This is a genomic window from Clostridioides sp. ZZV14-6345 (assembly GCF_020657775.1).
Classification (GTDB): Bacteria; Bacillota; Clostridia; order Peptostreptococcales; family Peptostreptococcaceae; genus Clostridioides; species Clostridioides difficile_D.
Genome location: NZ_JAGWCX010000106.1, coordinates 1 through 7,011 on the forward strand (window position 1 = coordinate 1; position 7,011 = coordinate 7,011).

General features: G+C 29.5%; 5 protein-coding genes and 1 riboswitch. Of the genes, 3 read left to right on the top strand and 2 right to left on the bottom strand.

Annotated elements, in window-relative coordinates; genetic code table 11:
* Positions 1-141: 141 nt before the first annotated feature.
* Complete coding sequence (locus tag KGF39_RS18505; RefSeq protein ID WP_227823437.1) at positions 142-1,506, bottom strand: amidohydrolase; 1,365 nt, start codon at positions 1,504-1,506, stop codon at positions 142-144.
* 154 nt (positions 1,507-1,660) lie between these two features.
* Positions 1,661-3,004: an NCS2 family permease gene (locus KGF39_RS18510; RefSeq protein ID WP_227823438.1), complete on the bottom strand. Its 1,344-nt coding sequence runs from the start codon at positions 3,002-3,004 to the stop codon at positions 1,661-1,663.
* Between the two features lie 72 nt (positions 3,005-3,076).
* A riboswitch (purine riboswitch) is annotated at positions 3,077-3,178 on the bottom strand.
* A 328-nt stretch (positions 3,179-3,506) separates the two neighbouring features.
* Here KGF39_RS18510 and KGF39_RS18515 point away from each other — a divergent pair.
* From KGF39_RS18515 to KGF39_RS18525, 3 genes are all read left to right on the top strand, one after another.
* Positions 3,507-4,160 (top strand): pentapeptide repeat-containing protein, encoded by a 654-nt coding sequence (locus KGF39_RS18515; RefSeq protein ID WP_227823439.1) that lies wholly within the window; start codon positions 3,507-3,509, stop codon positions 4,158-4,160.
* Between the two features lie 140 nt (positions 4,161-4,300).
* Positions 4,301-5,572: a branched-chain amino acid transport system II carrier protein gene (gene brnQ, locus KGF39_RS18520; RefSeq protein ID WP_227823441.1), complete on the top strand. Its 1,272-nt coding sequence runs from the start codon at positions 4,301-4,303 to the stop codon at positions 5,570-5,572.
* Positions 5,573-5,773: 201 nt separating this feature from the next.
* Positions 5,774-6,961 (top strand): DUF3798 domain-containing protein, encoded by a 1,188-nt coding sequence (locus tag KGF39_RS18525; protein WP_227823440.1) that lies wholly within the window; start codon positions 5,774-5,776, stop codon positions 6,959-6,961.
* The last annotated feature ends 50 nt before the right edge of the window (positions 6,962-7,011 follow it).

Below are 7,011 nucleotides of genomic sequence, written 5' to 3' on the forward strand. Positions count from 1 at the left end.
AAGAATACACACTTTATTTTAAAGACCCAGACTAGACTATGAACAATGCTAATGGATAGAAGATAAAAAAACAATTGTTTTGTATATATGATGCATAAATATACTTATATATTCATATTTACAAAACAATTGAAATCTATATTATTTTATGATTTTAAATTTAGAGGGAATTTTAACTTCTGACTTATCTTTTATTTTAGAAGCTTGTTCCTTAACTTTATTTAATAATTCAGATTCATCTACAACTAATACTTTTCTTTCCTTCATCAACCACTTACCATCACAAATAGTAGAGTCTACGTTTTCACTAGTCATAGAATAAACTATGTTTCCAATTGGATTATGCATTGGTAAACAATGAATTGTATCTGGATTTAGAATAATCATATCAGCTTTTTTTCCTACTTCAAGACTACCAATTTCTTTTTCTAATAAAGCACATTTTGCTCCATTTACAGTAGCCATTTCTAATACTTCTTCTGCTGGAACAACTGTTGGATTTAAAGTTCTACCTTTATGTATTAATGAAGTCAAATACATATCCCTCATAAGGTCCATTCTATTATTTGAAGGTGCTCCATCAGTACCAATTGAAACAGGTATTCCTTTTTCTAACATTTCAGGAATTGAGGCAAATCCTAGGACCACTTTCATGGCTGCACCTGGATTATGAGAAACTTTAACATCGTGTAATCTAAATAAATCAATTTCTTTATGAGTAAGCCAAACTGTGTGAGCAGCTAAAAGATTTGGTCCTAATACACCTAGTTTATCAAGATATTCAACTGTTCCAACTCCATTGTTTTGTTTTACAAATGAAATTTCATCAGCTATTTCAGCAATATGCATATGTATACCTGTATTGTATTTATCAGCTAACTGTTTAGTCCTAACAAGTAATTCTTCAGTTGTATTAAAAATAGTTCTTAATGCAAACCATATTTTAATTCTTTCATTAGATGTATTATTAAACTTATGGAATAAGTCTAATTGAGCATTGATTTCCTCATCAGTAGTTTTTTGCCATGCTTCAGGAAGACCATCTCCTGTATCCATAACTGATTTAGCTAAACATGCTCTAAGTCCAGTTTTGTCAACAGCTTCAACCATGGCATCTACATATTGACCACCAGATTCTAAAAACGTAGTGACACCAGATTTTATTAATTCAATACAGCATGCAGTAGATGAAATCAATGAATCTTCATAGTTGAAGCTACTTTCATATGGCCAGATTCTTTCTCTAAGCCAAGTTAAAAGTACAACATCATCTGCAAGACCACGTCCTAACTGTTGAGATAAGTGAACGTGTGTATTGACTAAGCCTGGCATTAGTATTTTTCCTTTAGCATCGTATATTTCAGTATCTTTATCTGCAATATTAATATCAAACTTACCAACTTTTTTTATAATATTATTTTCAATAAGTATACTTCCAGTTTCATACACTTCTCTATCTGCATTCATAGTAATTAGATATGCATTTTTTATAAGTAATTGTGACATAAATACAACCTCTTTTCTATATATTTTTATATCTATGTATTATGATAATAAATTTTCTATACAAAGTTAATAGCAAAATCAATTTATACATAAATTGATTTTGCTATTTATAAATTTAAACTAAATAAGATTTTATTCTATATAATTTAAAATATTAACTTAGAACTAAGTTTACAACTGCAAGTAAGCCTATAATCCAAAGTGTAATACTGATTTTATCAGTTTCTTTAGCTACAACATGCATTATTATATATGAAATAAATCCAAAGCATAAACCAATACTTATACTATAAGTTAAAGGCATCAACAAAACTGTAACAAAAGCAGGTACTGCTATTTTGCTATCAGCAAAATCAATCTGTTTTATACTTTCAAACATAAATACACCAACCATTACAAGTGCAGGTGCTGCAGCGTAAGTAGGAACTATACCAAGTAATGGTGTAAATATAAGTGTAGTTAAGAATAATGCTGCTGTTACTATTGAAGCAAGTCCAGTTCTTGCACCTGCTGCGATACCAGAAGCAGATTCTCCAAATGTTGTAACAGTACTAGTTCCTAAGAATGAACCTATTAAAGTAGAAGAAACATCTGCATACAACATTTTTCCTAAATCTTTTATTTCACCATTCTCATCTTCAAGACCCATTTGTTTACAACAAGTAATAAGAAATGCTAATGAATCAAACATGTCTATAAACATGAAAGAGAATATAGGTCCAATTAATGAGAATTTCAATGCACCTACAATATCTAATTTAAAAGCAACTGGTGCTATACTAGGTGGTGTTGAGATTATCGCTGTTGGTAACTCTACAAATCCAAATATAATAGATATTATTGTTGCAACTACTATGCTTATTAATATTCCACCTTTAACTTTTTTATATTCTAGTATTGCCATTAAGATAAGAGCAAAAAGAGCTATTAAAACTGTTGGTGTAAAATCTGCAAGTGAAACTATAGTATCTGGATTTGCTATTATAACACCCATATTCTTTAAACCAACAAAAGCAAGGAAAAGTCCTATACCTGCTGAAGATGCTACTGCCAACTCTCTAGGAATTGCATCTGCAATTGTCTTTCGAAGACCTGTTACTGCGAGTGTGAAGAATACACATCCAGATAAAAAGACTACTCCAAGACCTGTTTGCCATGGAATTCCTGCTCCTATAACCAAAGAGTATGTGAAAAATGCATTTAATCCCATACCAGGAGCTAGAGCAAATGGTGCATTTCCTAAAAGCGCAAATATAAGTGTACCAATGGCTGTAGCTAGTATAGTAACTGTTATAAGTGCCGCTTTATCCATTCCAGCTTCAGATAATATTGCTGGATTTACAAAAACTATGTATGCCATTGTTAGGAATGTAGTAACTCCACCTATAACTTCTGTTTTAAGGTTAGAGCCACGTTCGCTAAATTTAAACATTTTGTCTAAAAAGCTTATTGATGAATTATTTCCATCTGGTTGTACATTATTAGTGTTTGGTACCATTTTTACCTCCAAAAAACTTTAAGATATAAACAAAAAAATATATATTCATATAGATAGAATAGAATATATATTCAAAGTTGACATTCTATTCATAGAAAACCCATTTACGGTGGATTTGTAGAAACTACTAGACCATATTACTAATATTATATGAACATTTTCTATTTGTTTTTCTGTTGTATTATATCGCAATATTGTATTATTTACAATAAATTTAATAAAATTATTCGTTTTTTTGTCGATTTTATAAAAATTTAAGGTTATTTATTATCAAAAATTATTATTTTCAATAATAAAATACCTATAGGTATGATGTTTATTATATTCATATGTTTTATAATATTAATGGAAGTTTATTATAAATAAGTTTGTGATATAATTATAAAAGTACTGAATACAAGAATGTTTCGTAAAAACTTTTTAATATATCAAATATATATATTAAGTTAATATATTAAAAAAAATAATGTTAAAAAGAATATAATTTATAGTGGAGGGGAAAATGACTAAGATTATTAAAGTACAAAAACCTAAATTTACAGGAGAGTTAGAAACTATTGAAAATCTTGAAGACATGCTTGAAGATATATTTAATGATGAAAAAATATTTAATAAAATTATAGAAAATGAAGTTATAAGTGATTTAGATTCTGTAAGAGTTAGTTTTGATTCTTGTATATTTAGGAATGTATCCTTTGAGAATTGCAATTTAAAAAAAATTGATTTACTGGATGTGGTATTTGAAAACTGTAATTTATCAAATACATTTTTTGATGGAGGAAGTGCATATAGAGTTGAATTTAAAAACAGTAAATTGATAGGAGCTAGATTTGATGATTGTATACTTAAAAACGTTTTGTTCAAGGATGTTTTAGGTAAGTATTCTAACTTTTCGTTCTCTAAATTTAAGGTAGTCTCTATTTTGGATTCGAATTTTGAAAATTCTATATTTCAAGAAGTAAAGAGTGAAAGTTTGGTATTTGAGTATACAAACTTAAAGAAAGCAAACTTTAATGGAACTAAACTTTCTGGAGTAGATTTTACTACTAATAATATTGAGGGAATTGAAGTTGGGATAAATGATGTTAGAGGAGCAATTTTTGATGTGTCACAAGCAATTGATTTAACGAAATTGATGGGAATTATCATAAAATGAAAAAAATATTCACGAAATGAATTGGGAAAACGTTAACAATGTGTGGAATTTTACCAGATTGACATTTTTATGAAAATAAAGTAAGATTATCTTAATATTCAAAATATTTTCAAAGGGGGTAATTTAGTGTGAGTAAGCAGATGAGAGATATTTTTATAGTTGGTTTTGCTTTATTTTCTATGTTCTTTGGCGCAGGAAATCTTATGTTCCCTCCATTTTTAGGAATGGAATCCGGTAAAGACTGGTTAATTCCTCTTATTGGATTTGTTGTTGCAGATGCAGGTATAGCAATGCTTGTTATTATAGCAACTGCAAGATGTAAGGGAAGCATGGATGATGTACTTAGGAGAGCTGGTAAAGGGTTAGCAAGAGTAATGAGTGTAGCTGCTCTAGCATGTTTAGCACTTCTTGTTATACCAAGAACTTGTGCAACAACATATGAAGTGGGTATTATACCTATATTTGGAGACCGTGGATCAGTAGCTAAAGCTATATTTTCAGTAATCTTCTTTGGGCTAACTTTAGCATTTACTATTAGGTCTTCTAAGGTTATAGACATAATAGGTAAGTATTTAACTCCAGCGTTATTATTAGTATTATTTGTTTTAATAGTAAAAGGTATAATTTCTCCAGTAGGACCTATGAGTCCTGAGCATATGATAGATAGAAATCTATTTGGTGAAGGTATATCACAAGGTTATCAGACAATGGATGCTCTGGGTGCAGCATCTATGGCTACTATAATGTTGATGTCTATAGTGAGTAAAGGATATACATCAGATAAAGACCAAATAGGAATGACTATTAAAGCAGGTTTTGTAGCTTGTGTATTTCTAGCATTAGTATATGGTGGTCTTACTTACTTAGGTGCAACAGTTTCAACAGTATATGATACTAGCATGCCTCAAGCCTCTTTGTTGGTTGAAATAACTAGTATATTGTTATATGGTCAAGTAGGAAAGATAATTTTAGGTGTAATTGTAGCACTTGCTTGTCTGACTACTTCTACAGGTTTAACAGCATCAATATCAACTTATTTTGAAGGAATAAGTAAGGTAACTTACAAACAACTGGTTATAGGTATATGTGTAGCTAGTATGCTTATATCAAACTTGGGTGTTGATTCCATAATAGCTATATCAGTTCCAATCTTACAAACTATATATCCTGTTTTATTAGCAATAGTTATTATGGAATTGGCTAGTAAAAATATAAAGAATGATAACGCATTTAAAGGTGCAGCATATGTTACATTAGTGGTTAGTCTATTATCAGCTGTAAACGGGATGACAGGAGCTGTTCCATTTATACAAAGCTTACCACTTGCAGGTTTGGGTTTTAACTGGATAATACCAGCTATATTGGGTGGAATAGTTGGTAACTTTATAAAAAGCAACAAACAAGTAGCATAATAATTTGTAATTAATTTAATTTTATAATATATAATTTTTTAGTACTATGGGTAGGTTTAATCAAAACCTAATCTACCCATAGTACTTTTTAGATTGGATTAGAATAGTATGTATATAATTTTTTATAATATAATTTTTCTTTGAAGTATGATAAAATTAGTAATAGTGATAAGAAAGTATAAATTTAGGAGGTTTTAATTAATGCTTAGAAAAATAACAGCATTTATGCTATCCATATGTTTAATTATTGGACTTACAGGTTGTAGCTTACTTGTAGGTAAGAAAGATAAAGAGAAAATTATAGATGATTTTAAAGTTGCAGTGGTAACTCAACCATTATCTGAAAATAAAGTACAATACAATATGGTAGAAGGTATGGCAAAAGAATATGAGGAAGAGAATAAAATTGATAAAGACAAAGATGGCCAAACTAAAGTTAAACAAACTATAAAGCATGTTGTACTGCCAGAAAATTTTACTTCTAATATAGATAGCGCTATTAATAAAATAGTAAAGTTGGCTGATGATGAAGAAGTTCAGGCTATTGTAGTTTCAACTGACCAGGCAGGGCTTTTACCTGCTTTACAAAAGGTAAAGGAAAAGCGTCCAGAAATAATAACTATTTCTGCCACTATGGGAGATGATAAAAACCAATTAAGCCAATTTGTTGATGTAAATCTAGGGGTTAATACAGAGGAAAGAGGAAAGGTATTAGCTGAACATTCAAAAGAAATGGGAGCAAAAGCTTTTATTCATTATGCTTCTACGGATGATTTGAGAGATGTTAATATATCCAAAAGATTAGAAATGATTAAAGAGACTTGCAAAAATATAGGATTGCAATTTGTACAAGTTAATACTCCAAATATAAATACTGAAGAAGACAAAAACAAAGTTAAGCAGTTTTTAAATGAAGATATTGAAAAACAAGTTAAAAAATTTGGAAAAGATATAAATATATTTGGTGTAAATGAGTATATGGATGAAGTTATATTGACTAAAGCTTTAGAATTAAAGTACATAGTTGTAGAGCAAAGTAATCCATCACCAATACAAACGTATCCTAGTGTTATGGGTCTAAAAATATCTGAAAAAGATGCTCAAAATTATGATAAAATAAACGATATGATAAGTGAAAAGGCTAAGGCTTTTGGTATGTCAAATAGACTTGGCGGATATCCTATGCCAATGGATGCTTTTATGCCATCATTAGCAATTTATCTTGCGTCTGAAATGGTAAAACAAGATTTAACACAAGAAGATGTGTGTGACCCAGACTATTTAGAGGCATTTACAGAATTAAAGTTTGGAATCGGTTCAGAATTTACACCTTTAACAGAGGTACTTTATAATTATCAATCAGTAATTTTAAGCCAATTAATTTATTAATATTAAAGAGGTGTCTCAAAAGGCTATCTTTACGCGGAATGAGTTCGATA